The organism is Bradyrhizobium zhanjiangense (genome assembly GCF_004114935.1).
Taxonomy (GTDB): domain Bacteria; phylum Pseudomonadota; class Alphaproteobacteria; order Rhizobiales; family Xanthobacteraceae; genus Bradyrhizobium; species Bradyrhizobium zhanjiangense.
The window spans coordinates 4,529,492-4,544,405 of record NZ_CP022221.1 but is presented as its reverse complement, the minus strand read 5'-3'; the positions used below and the strand labels follow the sequence as shown (position 1 = coordinate 4,544,405).

Below are 14,914 nucleotides of genomic sequence, written 5' to 3'. Positions count from 1 at the left end.
CGCATACATCGTCTTTGGATCGCCCCTTTGATTCGGAGCCGACGATGCTGCGCTGGATGGTGCCTGCCCTTGCGGCGATGCTGACGGTTTCAACGGCGCTGGCTGCCGATCTGCCGGCCACGCCGAAGCGGCGCGCCGCTGTTCCGCCGCAGGAAGCACCAAGAGTCTATGTCGAGACCGATCCGGACGCGCTGATCTCGCCGGCCTATGGCATCGGCAGTTACATCCGCAACCTGCCGGGCACCCCGCTCCTGCCCGGCTCGCACACGCTGCCGGGCTATTACGGTCGCCCCTGGGACTACGATTATCAGGGCTCGTATTACGGCGGGAAGCAGGTCGACTATTTCTGGCGCCTGCCTTACGCGTGCGGAGTCTACGGCTATTGTTGATCAGCTGGCCTGACCCAGCGGAACACCGCGCGGCCGCACCTCAGTCAACTGCCGCGAGGCCAGCCGCTCCGTCTGCATCACCGCGAGTGTCAACACGCCGATCGCGACCGCCTGATGCGCCAGCGCCAGTCCAATCGGAACCTGGTTGAGCAGCGTCAGGATGCCGAGCACCGCCTGCAGGCTCACCGCAGCAAGCAACCAGAGCGCGCCGCTTGCCGCCGCACCTGCGCGCGAGCGCACCGCGTCGATCGCGTGCAGCGCCGCCAACACGAACAGCGCATAGGCCGTCATGCGATGCTCGAACTGCACCGTCAGCACATTGTCGAACAGGTTGCGCCACCACGGCGTCTCGAACCACAGCCGATCCGCCGAGGGAATGAACGCACCATCAATCTGCGGCCAGGTGTTGTAGGCGCGCCCGGCCCGCAGACCCGCGACCAGGGCACCGAAATAAATCTGCACGAAGGTCACAACGAGGAGCAGCGCGCTCGTGAACCTCAACCGCGCCGGCACGGCGATCTGCGGCCGCTCCTTGAGCCGCCGCACCGTCCAGACGATGCCGGCGAAGATCAGAAGCGCGAGCATCAAATGGGTCGCCAGCCGATATTGCGACACCTCGATGCGTTCCGACAGGCCCGAGGCTACCATCCACCAGCCGACCGCGCCCTGGAGGCCGCCGAGCGCGAACAACAGCCACAGCCGCCGCTTCAGCTCACCCGGCAGCCCGCCGCGCCACAGGAAGAACAGGAACGGCAGCAGATAGGCGACGCCAATGAAACGGCCGAGCAGCCGGTGGCTCCATTCCCACCAGAAGATCTCCTTGAACTCGGACAGGCTCATGCCCGCATTCAGCTCGCGATATTGCGGGATCCTCTTGTAGGCCTCGAACGCCTCGGTCCACTGCGCCTCGGTCAGCGGCGGCACGCTGCCCGTGACTGGCTTCCATTCGACGATCGAGAGGCCGGATTCCGTCAACCGCGTCGCGCCGCCGACCAGCACCATCAGCGCGATCAGCGCGGCCACGGCGATCAGCCACACGCGCACGGCGCGATGCGGTTGGGACGGGGCGGAAATCGTCGTCATTGGGAGCAAAAACCAGGCTTGAACCGGACTGCGCGCCCCTTATAGTCCCCCGCTCCCGCAGCGCAAGTTACGCGAAAGCCGCAACATTCCGCCATGACGATCCGCACCCGCAAGTTCCTCGGCGCCATCCTGCTCCTGGTGCTGGCCACGGTCTGGGCTCTGCTCGGCATGGCGCTGGCGCAGATGCCGTGGATCGCCGAGTCCGGCTGGCGGCAGGCGATCTACTACGTGGTGGTCGGCATGGGTTGGGTGCTGCCGGCGATGCCGATCGTGAGCTGGATGCAGCGTCCCGATCGCGCCAAATCCAGCTCGTAGCGGCTAGCTCGTAACGTCTAGCTCCTGGCGCTTCCCGTCGGTTTCACCGGCGCAAAGGCAACGCCTGACATCAGCACGCGCATCCTGCGCAGCGATTGGATCCGGCCGTCCCAGGAGATCCGCGGCAGCGCGCGCAAATTGGTGCGTCCCTCCGCATCTACGATACCAGGGATCGTCGACACGGCGCTGGCAAAGCCGGCCTCCTCCGCCATCACGACGTGGCTGCGCCGAAACGAAGAGCGATCGCCGAACGGAAAGGCGAGATGCCTGATCTCGCGGCGGAAGGCCGCTTCCGCGACCGCCTTGCCCATCGTCATCTCGCGGAGCGCGGCCGCATCCTTCATGTTGGCGAGAACGGGATAGTTTACGGTCGCGCTACCGATCGTGACGAGCGGATCGGCGGCGAGCTTGGTCAGGTCTTCCCAATCCATCGACGCTTCGCGTGAGAGCGCGGCGAGGTCTATTCGGTAGCGCGTGCAGAGATCGGCGATCGCCGCTGACAGATCCGCCGGCGGCAGCGAACGCAGCCAGCCCTCGAGATACGAAAACACCGCCTGCTTCTCGGCATTGTCAGTGATGGTGAAGCGCTGCTCCTGGTTGTCCATGATCAGGCTGATGCGGCTCTCGCGCGCGATCATCCGTTCGAGCGCGAGCCACCAAGCTTCGCCGACGCCATCGGGGAACGCGGTCGGCACATAGATCGTGAACGGCACAGCGTGGCGCGATAGCACCGGATAAGCGAAGTTGATGAGATCCTTAGTGGCGCCATCGAAGGTCAGTGCCACGAAGCGCCGCTTCTCCGGCAGCGTCACCGCGCGGCGGCAGACCTCGTCCATGCCAAGGAAATCGTACTTCCACTGCTTCAGCGCGCGAATGGCGCGATCGAGGAACTGCGGCGTGATCTCGTGCTGGCCTAGCGGCTGAAATCGGCCACGCCGCCGCGGCCGCACATGCGCGAAGCGCAGGATGGCGCCGGCACCGCGGCTGCGCAGCGCAGCCTGACCGCTGAACCAGGCCAGCTCAAGCCGCAGACGCGCCGGCCATCTGTCGTCGGATGCCAAGGTCTACACCTCCCTCCGGCGCCTGTTCCCCCCGCCTATTATCATTACCCTTTGTTGACACTTCTTTGCAAAGGTCGGCCACGGGCCGAAATACGTATATTTTTGATTTCTCGACAGGTTTCGCGAATGACCATGGCTGCGGCGATGCAAAGCCGGACGGCAGAAGCGCCAGCGCGGTCGAAAACGAGCCGCATCGCCCAGGTCGACATCGTCACCGATCTCGGCGAGGCCGAGGCGGCCTGGCGCGCCTTCGAGGAGAGCGGCCACCTCTTCACGCCCTATCAGCGCTTTGACCTGCTTGCTCCCTGGCAGCAGCTGGTCGGCGAACGCGAGGGCGCCCGCCCGTTCATCGTGATCGCCCGCGACGCCGAGCAACGGCCGCTCCTGCTGCTGCCGTTGTCACTGCGCCAAAGCCACGGCGTGCGCACGGCCTGCTTCATGGGCGGCAAGCATACCACCTTCAACATGGGCCTGTGGAACGCCGAATTCGCGGCACAGGCCGTCCTCGCGGACCTCGATGCGCTGCTTGCGCCGCTGCACGAGCATGTCGACGTCCTCTCGCTGACGCAGCAACCCAAGCGCTGGCACGATCAACAGAACCCGTTTGCGCTGCTGCCGCTGCAGAGCTCGGTCAACGGCTGCCCGTTGCTGGCGATGGAGCCGGCCGGCCCGCCCGCATCGCGGATCAGCAATTCGTTCCGCCGCCGTCTCAAGAGCAAGGAGAAGAAGCTCCAGGCCCTCGCCGGCTACCGCTACCACCTTGCGACCGAGGATGCGGACATCGTGCGCCTGCTCGACTGGTTCTTCCGCGTCAAGCCGGCGCGGATGGCGGAGCAGAAGCTGCCGAACGTCTTCGCCGAACCGGGCATCGAACAGTTCATCCGCAGCGCCTGCCTTGCCCGGCGCGGAGACGGACGCGTGATCGACATCCACGCGCTCGAATGCGACGAGGACGTGATCGCGATTTTCGCCGGCGTCGCCGACGGCCAGCGCCTCTCGATGATGTTCAACACCTACACGATGTCGGAGCACGCCCGCTACAGCCCGGGCCTGATCCTGATGCGCTACATCATCGATGGCTGCGCCGAGCGCGGCTATTGCTCGCTCGACCTCGGCATCGGCTCGGACGACTACAAGCGGATGTTCTGCAAGGACGACGAAGACATTTTCGACAGCTTTGTCCCGCTGACCTCACGCGGAAAGCTTGCGGCGATGGCGATGTCCTCACTGAGCCGCGGCAAGCGAATGGTCAAGCAGAACCAGATGCTGTTCGATTTGGCGCGTACGTTGCGGCAGGCGTTCGGGTAGCAATTCTCCGCTTGCGAGCTGCCCTGCTCCCGCAAAGGAAAGTATCGTAGGGTGGGCAAAGCAAAGCGTGCCCACCACTTCTGTTGCGGTATTGGATCGATGGTCGGCACGGCGCAAGCGCGCCTTTGCCCACGATACGATTCCGAGCGCGCGGAGAGAGAAAGAAAAGCCTATGCCGCCACGACGCGCGGCGTCTCCCTCGCATCCGACGGCTGCACCGGCTTGCTCAGCATCGTCACGTCGCTGAAGCCGACCGCCCTCAGCTGTTCGCACATCAACGTACGCGCATCCGCTGCCATCGACGCCTCAGGCACCACGACGGCGCGAGCATGGGTCGTCAGCAATTCCGCCGGCAGGTCGGAGGCGCTGCCGGCATCGAGCAGCACGTGGTCGTAAGCGCGGAGGAGCGCATCGATCGCGAGCGTCACCCGCGGCGATTGCAGCAAGCTGCGATCGAAGCCGGGGCGGCCGGCCATGACCAGATGCAGCCGCGACAGCTTGTCCCGGGTGATGATTTGCGCGAAAGACGCTTCGCCCTGCATCAGCTCGGCAAGGCCAGGCGCAGAGGCATCGACAGCCACCGCGGCAATGGTCGGCGAGCACGCAGCAAGATCGACCACGACGACGCGAGCGTCACGCGCGAGATGCCGGGCGAGCGTCAGCGCCGTGAGCGTGATCGATGCGCCGGCCGCGGTGCCGAGCACCGTGATCTTCTTCGCCGCCGCGCCCGCTGCGCGCAGGCGCTCGGCCAACTGCTCGATCTCGGTGAATTCGGTGATGTCGGCCTCAGCCGTCATCGCTGGCTGAAGCGGCCCCGGCTCGTCGACGACCGGATCGACCATCGGCTCGACCACCGGCTCATGACGCACCGCCACCCGCGACGGCAGGATCGCACCCACCGCGCGCGGCGCGGTCTGGCGCAACAGCTCGCCGGTGACGACGACACCGGACGACAGCAGCAACGTCGCGATGGTCGCGATCAGCACGATCGGCAGCTTCTTCGGATAGGCCGGCGTGTTCGAGACGATGGCGCGCGAAATGATGCGGCCATCCGTCGGCGCGGTATCGATGGTCTCGCGGGTGTTGGCCTCGCGGTACTTGGCGAGATAGGTTTCCAAGAGGTCGCGCTGCGCCTTGGCTTCGCGCTCCAGCGCGCGGAGCTGCACGTCCTGGCCGTTGGTGGATGCCGCCTGCTTCTTGAGCTGCTCGAGACTCGTCGTCAGCCCGTCGACCCGGCCGCTGGCGATTCGAGCGTCGTTTTCGAGCGAACGCGAAATCTTGCCCGCTTCGTCGCGGATCTGGTTGTCGAGATCGCCAAGCTGCGCCTTCAACTCCTTGATCCGCGGGTGATTGCCGAGCAGCGTGGACGACTGCTCGGCGAGCTGCGCACGCAGCGTCACCCGCTGCTCCGACAGCCGCCGCATCAATTCGGAGTTCACCACCTCCGATGCCTCGATCGGCTTTCCGCTCTGGAGCATTTCGCGGATCAGGCGCGCCTTGGACTCTGCGTCGGCCTTGATCGAGCGCGCGTTGTTGAGCTGGGTATTGATCTCGCCCATCTGCTGGTTCGACAGCGTGGTGTTGTTGGTGCCGACGAACAGGCTCGACTTGGAACGAAAATCCTCGACCCTGGCCTCGGCGTCGGAGACCTTCTTACGCAAATTCTCGATCTCGCCCGCGAGCCACTGGCTGGCGTTCTTGGCCTGCTCCTGGCGCACACCCTGCTGGAGCACGAGATAGCCGTCGGCGATGGAGTTGGCGACACGCGCGGCGAGCTCGGGATCGGCGGACTGGAATTCGACCACGATCACGCGCGACTTGTCGACGGCGTAAGCCTGGAGGCGCTCGTAATAGGCATCCAGCACGCGCTCTTCCGGCGTCATCGAGAACTGATCGCGGCCGATGCCGACCAGCGCCGCCAGCGATTTCAGCGGCGAGATGCCTTGCAGCACCGGATCGAATTCGGGTCGCTCCGCGAGCTTGTTCTTCTTGATGATCTCGCGCGCGAGATCGCGCGACAGCACGAGCTGCACCTGGCTGGTGACGGCTTCGGCGTCGAGCGCCTGCCGCTCCTCGGTGCGATCGCTGTTCGGGCGCAGGAACACGTTCTCGCGGCCGTCGATCAGGATGCGGGCTTCGGACTTATAGCGCGGCGTGACGAGATTCACGACGGCGATGGATGCGACGAGCACCAGCACCGTCGGCACGACGATCCAGCCGCGTTTGCGCGTCAATGCCGCGCCGAGCGCGTGCAGGTCGATGTCGCCGGATTGGATTTGCGCCTGCTTCACGACAACGGGCGCAGGCCCTGCTTCAATCTTGGCTTCGATCTTGGGCGCGACTTCGGCTTTGGACTTCGAGACAGCCCGCTCGATCACAGCCTTGTCCTTGCCGGCACGCCAGAACGCTAAACGCATCGAACACTCCCGCAGGGCAACGCTGCGACTCTATCTCAACCGGAGCGATTACACTCCATTAAGGTTGCCGCTGGGTTAATCGCAACGTCCGGCGACCGGCGCACGCGCGCTCGTCACCGTTTGTTAACCACGAGGCCCCTTAATCCATCTCGATTATTTCGCGAGATTTGTTCGGTAGCCGCCGTCGAGCGCTGGTTTTGATCATGCCCCCCTCTCCCGACCGGCCGCTTCGCATCCTGCACGCCGTGCGCGCACCCGTTGGCGGCATCTTCCGCCATATCCTCGACGTCGCCAATGGCCAGGTCGACCGCGGCCATCATGTCGGCATCCTCGCCGACAGCCTCACCGGCGGCGAGCGCGCCGACAAGGCGCTTGCCGAGCTCGCGCCGCGGCTGAAGCTCGGCGTGCACCGGCTGGCGATCCACCGCGAACCGTCACCTGGCGATGTTCTGGTGTGGCTTCGCATGCGGCGCCTGATCGCGACGCTCAAGCCTGACGTCATGCACGGCCACGGCGCCAAGGCCGGCGCCTTCATCCGCATGCGGCGGCGCTCGGACGATACCATCCGCATCTACACCCCGCACGGCGGCTCGCTGCACTATCCCCTCAACACCTTCAAGGGCGAGTTCTACGCGCGGCTCGAACGCACGCTGATGGACGCGACCGACCTGTTTCTGTTCGAGAGCGCCTTTGCCCGCGACACCTATCAACGCATCGTCGGCACGCCCAAGGGCGTGGTGCATTGCGTCTTCAACGGTGTCACCCCTGAGGAGTTCGAGCCGGTCGTGATCGCCGACGATGCCACCGACCTCGCCTATGTCGGCGAGTTCAGGCACATCAAGGGCGCGGATCTGCTGGTCGATGCCGTGGCGCGCCTGCACGAGGGCGGCAAGAAGGTCACGCTGACGCTCGGCGGCGATGGCGAGGAAACCGCGGCGCTGAAGGCTCAGGTCGAGAGGCTCGGCCTCTCCAGCGCGATCCGCTTCATCGGCCACGTCAAGGCGCGCTACGGCTTCTCCAAGGGGCGGCTGCTGGTCGTCCCCTCGCGCGGCGATTCCATGCCCTATGTCGTGATCGAGGCGGGCGCGGCCGGCATTCCCATGATCGCGTCCCGCATCGGCGGCATTCCCGAGATCTTCGGGGCGGAGAGTCCGGCCCTGTTCGCGCCGAGCAATTCCGAGGCCATGGCCGAGGCGATCGCGGCCGCACTCGACGATCCGCAAGCAACGGCGCAGCGCGCGGCCGCCTTGCGCGCGCGCATCTCGGCGCATTTCTCGCAAGCCGCGATGGTCGACGGCGTGCTCGCCGCCTATCGCGACGCATTTGCCAATCATTAACCATCCTTAAGTCCGCTTTAGAAAATCTTCCGATTTGTTCGATAATCGAAGGCCCAGGGGATGCTCGCCCGGGCGCGCAAGGCCGTGCCGCGGGGCTTTGGAATGGACGTGGACGCCCGTGGAACCGCTCAACGCACGCTCGATGCTCGATGCCGCGGCCAGCGCCGCGGCGACGCCCGCTGCCCAACCCTTTGTGGAGCGCCGCCGCCGGCTCTCGCCCGCTGCGCTCGAGGTCGTCAATCAGAAGGTCGCCCGCGCCTATTCGCCGATCGTGATCGCCGGCTTCGTCCGCCTGGCTGATTTCGCGCTGCTCAGCCTCGTCGGCATTGCGCTCTATGTCGGCTATGTCATGCCGCTCGCCGGTGCCTTCAGCTGGGTCTATCCTGCGGAGATCATCGCGGTGGCGGTCGCCGCCGTGGTCTGTTTCCAGGCCGCCGACATCTATCAGGTGCAGTTGTTCCGCGGGCAGCTCCGGCAGATGACGCGGATGATCTGGTCGTGGTCGGTCGTCTTCCTGCTGTTCATCGGCATCTCGTTCTTCGCCAAGTTCGGCAGCGAAGTGTCGCGGCTGTGGCTTGCCGCCTTTTACTTCCTCGGGCTCGCCGCCCTTATGGCCGAGCGTCTCGTCCTGCGCTCGCTGGTGCGCGCCTGGGCGCGCGAAGGTCGGCTCGACCGCCGTACAATCATCGTCGGCTCCGACAGGAACGGCGAGCAGCTCGTCGAGGCGTTGAAGGCGCAGGAGGATTCCGACATCCACGTGCTCGGCGTATTCGACGACCGCAACGACAGCCGCGCGCTCGACACCTGCGCCGGCGCGCGCAAGCTGGGCAAGGTCGACGACATCGTCGAGTTCGCCCGCCGCACCCGCGTCGACCTCGTGTTGTTCGCACTGCCAATCTCGGCGGAGACGCGCATCCTGGAGATGCTGAAGAAGCTCTGGGTGCTGCCGGTCGACATTCGCCTCTCCGCACACACCAACAAGCTGCGCTTCCGTCCCCGCTCCTATTCCTATCTCGGCGAGGTGCCGACGCTGGACGTGTTCGAGGCACCGATCACCGACTGGGATCTGGTGATGAAATGGCTGTTCGACCGCGTCGTCGGCAGTCTCGCGCTGCTCGCCGCCCTGCCGGTGATGGGATTGGTGGCGCTGGCGGTGAAGCTCGACAGCCCCGGCCCGGTGCTGTTCCGCCAGAAGCGTTTCGGCTTCAACAACGAACGGATCGACGTCTACAAGTTCCGCTCGATGTACCACCATCAGGCCGATCCGACCGCCTCGAAGGTCGTGACCAAGAACGATCCACGCGTCACTCGCGTCGGCCGCTTCATCCGCAAGACCAGCCTCGACGAGCTGCCGCAGCTCTTCAACGTGGTGTTCTCCGGCAATCTCTCGCTGGTCGGCCCGCGTCCGCATGCGGTGCAGGGCAAGCTGCAGAGCCGCCTGTTCGACGAAGCCGTCGACGGCTATTTCGCCCGCCACCGGGTCAAGCCCGGCATCACCGGCTGGGCCCAGATCAACGGCTGGCGCGGCGAGATCGACAATGAAGAGAAGATCCAGAAGCGCGTCGAGTTTGACCTCTATTACATCGAGAACTGGTCGGTGCTGTTCGACCTCTACATTCTCCTGAAGACGCCGATCTCGCTGCTGACCAAGAACGAGAACGCGTATTGAGTTGTGGTCATGCCCCGGTTTGACCGGGGCATCCAGTACTCCGCAGCGCCAATCGTTTTCCGCAATAGGCGCCGCGGAGTACTGGATCGCCGGTCGAGCCGGGCGACGACAGCGGTATTTGTGGCGTACCAGTAGCGTAAGCGTATGAGCGTGTGATGGCCTATGCGGCGACAGCCGATGAAGTGAAATTAGCCGCACCGGCTGCGCCCGGCGTGCTGGCCCTGCAGCGCGCGCTGGTGTGGCTGGTCGGCGCGTCCGGCGCGATCGTGTTCATCGAGCCGAGCCCCTACGAGATCGCGACGCTGCTCGCGACCGTCTTCTTCTTCGCCACCGGCCTGCGGCTGAGGCTCGCGCTGATGCCGCTGGTCGCGCTGCTGGTCCTGCTCAATGTCGGTTACACGATCAGCGCGATCCCGCTGTTCGAGCAGTCCGAGGTGGTGAGCTGGATCGCGACATCCTGGTACATGGCGGTGACCGTGGTGTTCTTCGCGATGGTCACCTCCGAGGATACGGCGGTCCGGCTCGACATGCTCCGCCGCGGGCTCGTGGTCGGCGCCATGGTCGCCTCGCTATTGGCGGTCGCCGGCTACTTCCACCTGGTTCCCGGCGGCAACGACCTCCTCACGCTCTACGGACGCGCACGCGGCACGTTCAAGGACCCGAACGTGCTCGGCGCCTTCCTGATCCTGCCGGCACTGTTTGCGCTCCAGAGCGTGGTCTCCGACAAGCTCGGCAAGGCCTTCCGCAACGTCATCGCCTTCGGCATCATGTCGCTGGCGATCCTGCTCGCCTTCTCCCGAGCCGCCTGGGGCGGGCTGGTGCTGACCTCCGCCTTTATGCTGGCGCTGATGGTGCTGACCAGCCGCACCAACGCGCAGCGCTCGCGCATCATCATCATGGCGATCGTCGCCGCGGTGCTGGGGCTGGCGCTGATCGCAGCACTGCTGTCATTCGACTCCACTGCCGAAATGTTCAAGCAGCGCGCCAGCTTCGACCAGAGCTATGACGAGGGCCGCTTCGGCCGGTTCGGCCGCCACATCCTCGGTGCGGAGATGGCGCTCGACCTGCCGCTCGGCATCGGACCCCTGCAATTCCACCGCTACTTCCCCGAGGACACCCACAACTCCTACCTCAACGCCTTCATGTCCGGCGGCTGGCTCTCCGGCGTATGCTATCCCGCGCTGGTCTTCACCACCGTCATCATGGGCTTCCGCCACATCTTCGTCCGTGTGCCCTGGCAGCGCGCCTATCTCGCGATATTTTCAGCCTTCGTCGGCACTGTCGGCGAAAGTTTTGTGATCGACACCGACCACTGGCGGCACTTCTGGATGATGCTGGGCGCGATGTGGGGCATGATCGCGGCCGCGCAGGTCTACAAGGCGGCTAGCGACGAAGCTTCTTCAGCTTGAGAGCGGGCCGCTTTTCCGGCGGCGTGTCGAGCAGGCTCTTGAGCGCCTCTGTGGCTGCGAGCACGCCCTTGTAGCCATCATTGGCGAAGCGTAGCAGCAAGCGCAATTCCTCGTCGGAATAGCCGCCGAACACCTTCTCCATCGCCTGCTGCATCGGCACGTAGAACTGACCGATCTTCATCGCCGCGTCCGGCACGACCGCGATGAAGACCTTCCGGCGATCGGTCTCGTCCCGCTCGCGGCGCACCAGCCCTGCCTTTTCGAGCCGGTCGACCACGCCCGTGATCGCGCCCGTCGTGAGGCCCGTGACCTCGGCGAGCCGGCCCGCGGTGACGCGGCCTTCGAGATAGAGGATGTCCATGCATTCGAGGTCGGAATTGGCAATTCCGGCAACGTTCGCAACGGTCTGACCATAGAGCACGCCCTGCGCGGACGACCTGCGCATCGCCGCCTCGAGCTCCTGCAACAACGCCGTGCGCGCCTTCGTCCTTGACAAGGTCGGCCTCTTCTCTTACTCGATGTACATCTTAGTTGCTAAGAGATTTAGCAACCGTAATTTCTCCTAGCACCACGGAAACCTCGGGAGCAAGCCATGTCCAGCCGTCCCCGCAAGGCCTTGATCATCGGCGCCGGTATCGCCGGGCCCGTGGCCGCCATCCTGCTGCGCCGCGCCGGCATCGAATCCGCGATCTATGAGGCTTGGCCCTATTCAAAAGGCATCGGCGGCGGCCTCCAGATCGCGCCGAACGGCATGCACGTCATGGACGAGATCGGCCTCGCGAACGAACTGATCAGCCGCGGCTCGGTCGCGGAATCCTTCGACTTCTATTCGCAGCGCGGAGAACGGCTCGGCTCGATCAACCACGACTTGGCGCGGCGCTTCGGCCAACCGGCCGTGAACGTCTGTCGCGCCACGCTGAACGAGATCCTGATCGACAAGGCCTGGTGCGCCTGCGTCTCGCTCTATTTCGAGAAGCGCCTGATCAAGATCGAGGACCGCGGCGACCAGCCGATCATCGCCTACTTCGCCGACGGCACCACGGCCGAAGGCGACTTCCTGATCGGCGCCGACGGGGTGCACTCGGTGGCGCGCCGTCAGGTGCTGCCGGACGGACCGCAACCGTTCAACACCGGACTGATCGGCTTCGGCGGCTTCGTCCCGCACGCGGTGCTCGACGGCAGGCCGATCGGCCGTCACGTCGAGACCACGTTCGGACAAAGCGGCTTCTTCGGCTACGGCTATTGCAGCCCCGATCCGAACGACGGCGTGATGTGGTGGAGCACGCAGCCGGCGCACGGCATGGACGCCACGATGTTCCGCGCGCTCGACCCAGCGACGCTGAAGCAGCATCTGCGCGGTTTCCACCGCGGCTGGCACGATCCGATTCCCGACATCATCGAAGCGGCCGAGAACATCGTCGTCACCGATACGCTCGACGTCGCGACCTTGCCGACCTGGTCGCGCAAGCGCTCGCTCTTGATCGGCGATGCCGCGCATGCGACCAGCCCCCATGCCGGCCAGGGCGCCTCGCTGGCGCTCGAGGATGCGATGCGGCTCGCGCGGCTGATGCAGGAGGGCCAGGAGCTCAGCGCCACCTTCCAGGCTTTCGAGGCCGAGCGGCGCCCGCGCACCGAAAAGATCGTCGCCATGGCCCGCCGCAACGGCAACAGCAAGCGCGAGTTCAGCGCGACCGGTGCGTGGATCAGAAATCAGATGCTGAAATGGCTGCTACCGCTGGGCGCCAAGGGCATGGACTTCATGTACGCCTATGACGCGCGGGCGGTGTGACGGCGGACGTTGTCGTGCCCCGCGCAGGCGGGGCATCCAGTACGCCGCGGCCTCTCGATTCAATCACACCGTCTCTGGAATACTGGATCGTCCGGTCAAGCCGGACGATGACACCGTGGTTGTGATGCGCACCCGCGCTCACCCTTCCACCTCGAACGTCAGCCCCGCATTGTCACGCAGCCGCTTGATCAGCTTGTGCTGCATCGCTGCGCCCGGGGTCCAGAAGCCGCGCGGAACGTCGGCCGCATCGCGCAGCAGGCAGATCGCACATTCGGAAATCATCTTCGAGGTGGAGCCGTAGCCGGGATCGCGGTCGCCGGTGACGCCGGCGCGCACTTGGCGGCCATCCAGTGCGATGGCAACATAGAGCAGATTGAAGAGACCGTTCTCGCGCTCCTCTTTCGATGGCCCCTCACCCGGCTTCGGCGCATTCGGCCCGGTCTTCTCGGCATTGGCCGCCATCACGCGCTTCGCGTTGGCCTCGCCCTTCTCGCCGGGACCGGTCAGAACCATCTCGTCGTAGACGAAGTCCTTGCCGTAGGGAAAGTCCATCAGCATGTTGGAACGATGCACGTTGCGGGTGTTGATCAGCGCCATCATGAACGGCGCGGCCCAGGATTGCAGATCCTCCTCATAGACCGCCCTGTTACCCTTCGGCTGCTTCGGACCGGTGAAGCCCGGCGTCAGCGCAAAATGATCGTTGAGAATGGCGACAAGACTGAGGTCCTTGGCAACCGCATCGAAGGTCGCTTTCGCACTCGCCGCGGTGCCGCCTGACAGCGTGCCGCGCATGTCGCGCACGCGGCCCTTCACACGCGCAGCCGGCGCGCCGAACACGCGTTTGGCCTCTTCCTGCACAAAGAAGGTGCCAAGCTCGAACGGCACGGAATCATAGCCGCAGGAAAACACGATGCGCGCGCCGCTGGCCTTGGCCGCTGCATCGTACTTGTCGATCATCTGCCGCATCCAGACCGGCTCGCCGCAGAGATCGAAATAATCCGAACCCGCAGCGACGCAGGCCGCGAGCAAGCCCTCGCCATAGAATTGGTACGGACCGACCGTCGTGATCACCGACTTGGTCTGCGCCACCATCGCCTTCAGCGATGCTGGATCGGCCGCATCCGCCACGATCAGCGGCGTATCCACGGGCGCGCCGATCGCCTCGCGCACGGACTTCAGCTTGTCGAGGCTGCGGCCCGCCATCGCCCATTTCAGCGCCTTGTCATCCTTGTAATGCGCCGCCAGATATTCGGCGACGAGCTGGCCGGTGAAACCGGTCGCGCCATAGACGACGATGTCGAATTTCGCAGAGCTCATGATCGGCCTTTACTTTTTCGCGTAGCTCACGCCCATGCCGGCGCGGACGTCGCTTTGAATGCCATAGGGCGGGATCGGATAGCGCAGGCCGTTCTTAGCCAGCGCCTTCATGCCCTCAATCGCCTTCGCAAGATGCGAGGGCTTCAAGGCCATCAGCATCTCCTCGTCCGGCACGCCGCCATAGCGCCGTTCGGCATAGCATGGCAAGGACAGGCTGGGCTCGCCGGACTTGAGCGCCCGCCCCCAGGAATCCGCGCAGGCGGTCTCCCCGACCACGCCCCATTCGAACTTCTTGTAGCCGGTATATTGCAGCCCGTTGATCAGGATGATCATCTGCCCGGGCGTCGCATAGACGAGGCAGATGTCGGGCGGATCGAGCCGGCCGCTCGCCAGCGGACTGACGGCGAGCGCCTGATACTGCCCGAACGGCACCACGTCCAGCGCCTCCTGGCGCTTACGTGCGTCCTCCGCCGTGCCGTGCCACACGCCGACGTAATTTTCGCCGGCGAGCCATTTTTCATCCTGCGGCGCAAGGCCGATCACCGCGCGGCATTGCGCGCCCACGAGATCGTCGGCCGCGATGCCGACGGTCCATCCGAGACGCGCGGCCATGCTGACGATCTGATCGGTGGTGTGGATCGCGTTCGGCCGCCGGATTTTTGGGATCGCCTCCATGTCCGCGGCACGCGCGAACAGTTTCATGCCGATCACCGTCGTCTTCAGCCGCAGCAGGCTGTTGAGATCGGCGACGAGGCCGGCAAGATCGATCCTGTCCGCACTCTGCTGTTGCATGGCGTCCTCCGAGCCGGCGATCGCGCGC

General features: G+C 65.2%; 13 protein-coding genes. 7 read left to right on the top strand and 6 right to left on the bottom strand.

All coding sequences use genetic code 11. The features are described from left to right. Positions 1-44 precede the first annotated feature (44 nt). Entirely contained in the window at positions 45-389 is a 345-nt protein-coding gene (locus XH85_RS21685) for a hypothetical protein (protein ID WP_128933400.1), read from the top strand. On the opposite strand, the gene XH85_RS21680 is transcribed toward XH85_RS21685, so the two are convergent. Beyond that, positions 390-1,472, bottom strand: coding sequence for a COX15/CtaA family protein (locus XH85_RS21680; protein WP_128933399.1), 1,083 nt, complete (start codon positions 1,470-1,472; stop codon positions 390-392). A gap of 93 nt (positions 1,473-1,565) precedes the next feature. Between XH85_RS21680 and XH85_RS21675 the strand changes: the two genes are divergently transcribed. Next, a complete protein-coding gene (locus tag XH85_RS21675) occupies positions 1,566-1,787 on the top strand; it encodes a DUF2842 domain-containing protein (protein WP_027529931.1) in 222 nt (73 codons plus the stop codon). A gap of 17 nt (positions 1,788-1,804) precedes the next feature. On the opposite strand, the gene XH85_RS21670 is transcribed toward XH85_RS21675, so the two are convergent. Then, complete coding sequence (locus tag XH85_RS21670; RefSeq protein WP_128933398.1) at positions 1,805-2,848, bottom strand: polysaccharide deacetylase family protein; 1,044 nt, start codon at positions 2,846-2,848, stop codon at positions 1,805-1,807. A 126-nt stretch (positions 2,849-2,974) separates the two neighbouring features. Between XH85_RS21670 and XH85_RS21665 the strand changes: the two genes are divergently transcribed. Continuing rightward, complete coding sequence (locus XH85_RS21665; RefSeq protein ID WP_128933397.1) at positions 2,975-4,156, top strand: GNAT family N-acetyltransferase; 1,182 nt, start codon at positions 2,975-2,977, stop codon at positions 4,154-4,156. Between the two features lie 170 nt (positions 4,157-4,326). On the opposite strand, the gene XH85_RS21660 is transcribed toward XH85_RS21665, so the two are convergent. After that, positions 4,327-6,573, bottom strand: coding sequence for a GumC family protein (locus XH85_RS21660; RefSeq protein WP_128933396.1), 2,247 nt, complete (start codon positions 6,571-6,573; stop codon positions 4,327-4,329). Between the two features lie 203 nt (positions 6,574-6,776). Between XH85_RS21660 and XH85_RS21655 the strand changes: the two genes are divergently transcribed. The 3 genes from XH85_RS21655 to XH85_RS21645 all read left to right on the top strand — a co-directional run bounded on the left by XH85_RS21655 (position 6,777) and on the right by XH85_RS21645 (position 10,988). Beyond that, positions 6,777-7,910, top strand: coding sequence for a glycosyltransferase family 4 protein (locus XH85_RS21655; RefSeq protein WP_128933395.1), 1,134 nt, complete (start codon positions 6,777-6,779; stop codon positions 7,908-7,910). Between the two features lie 118 nt (positions 7,911-8,028). Continuing rightward, on the top strand, positions 8,029-9,579 hold the full coding sequence (locus XH85_RS21650; protein WP_128933394.1) for an undecaprenyl-phosphate glucose phosphotransferase: 1,551 nt from the start codon (positions 8,029-8,031) through the stop codon (positions 9,577-9,579). Positions 9,580-9,734: 155 nt separating this feature from the next. Continuing rightward, on the top strand, positions 9,735-10,988 hold the full coding sequence (locus XH85_RS21645) for an O-antigen ligase family protein (protein ID WP_164940808.1): 1,254 nt from the start codon (positions 9,735-9,737) through the stop codon (positions 10,986-10,988). Here the strand turns inward: XH85_RS21645 and XH85_RS21640 are convergent. Further along, on the bottom strand, positions 10,963-11,433 hold the full coding sequence (locus XH85_RS21640) for a MarR family transcriptional regulator (protein WP_164935052.1): 471 nt from the start codon (positions 11,431-11,433) through the stop codon (positions 10,963-10,965). The genes XH85_RS21645 and XH85_RS21640 overlap by 26 nt on opposite strands. A 147-nt stretch (positions 11,434-11,580) precedes the next feature. Between XH85_RS21640 and XH85_RS21635 the strand changes: the two genes are divergently transcribed. After that, complete coding sequence (locus tag XH85_RS21635; RefSeq protein ID WP_128933391.1) at positions 11,581-12,777, top strand: FAD-dependent monooxygenase; 1,197 nt, start codon at positions 11,581-11,583, stop codon at positions 12,775-12,777. 138 nt (positions 12,778-12,915) lie between these two features. On the opposite strand, the gene XH85_RS21630 is transcribed toward XH85_RS21635, so the two are convergent. Both XH85_RS21630 and XH85_RS21625 read right to left on the bottom strand, forming a co-directional pair. Next, a complete protein-coding gene (locus XH85_RS21630; protein WP_128933390.1) occupies positions 12,916-14,094 on the bottom strand; it encodes a saccharopine dehydrogenase family protein in 1,179 nt (392 codons plus the stop codon). Between the two features lie 9 nt (positions 14,095-14,103). Further along, on the bottom strand, positions 14,104-14,886 hold the full coding sequence (locus tag XH85_RS21625) for a DUF169 domain-containing protein (RefSeq protein WP_128933389.1): 783 nt from the start codon (positions 14,884-14,886) through the stop codon (positions 14,104-14,106). Positions 14,887-14,914: the final 28 nt, after the last annotated feature.